The 377-nt window shown below is 32.4% G+C and carries 1 protein-coding gene; it reads left to right on the plus strand.

The window, feature by feature from the left end; translation table 11 throughout:
* The first annotated feature begins 7 nt into the window (after nucleotides 1–7).
* Entirely contained in the window at nucleotides 8–175 is a 168-nt protein-coding gene (locus ACYVTD_RS17845) for an endo-1,4-beta-xylanase (protein ID WP_461248955.1), read from the plus strand.
* Nucleotides 176–377 lie beyond the last annotated feature (202 nt).

The raw sequence follows: 377 nt of genomic DNA on the forward strand, positions 1-377 counted from the left end.
ACAGTATATGACAGTTTATAAAGACTTTTCAGACATAATAGAACGCATAACATTTTGGGGTATTACCGACAACCAAAGTTGGCGTTCAGCCGGATTGCCGCTCTTGTTTGATAAAGACGGCAAAGCCAAACCCGCATACTACAAGTTTGTGGGAGCAATACCAACAAACTGGTAGAAAATTAATATTCGTCCGATAATCTTTTAATTAAATGCGTCAAAAATAATTTTCACATAACAAAAAATAATATTCTCCTAACAGTTAGGCGTTACGTTGATATATATTAATTGCATAATTTTTATAGGAGGTAAAAATGAAAATTATGCGAATTATTATTTCTTTAATGATAGTCCTGTTTCTTTTTGGTTGTAAACAGACC

It is taken from the genome of Treponema sp. R6D11, from assembly GCF_054786075.1.

Bases quoted from the DNA above. Each gene is read 5' to 3' on its own strand.
- ACYVTD_RS17845 (WP_461248955.1), top strand. From the start codon at position 8: ATGACAGTTTATAAAGACTTTTCAGACATAATAGAACGCATAACATTT.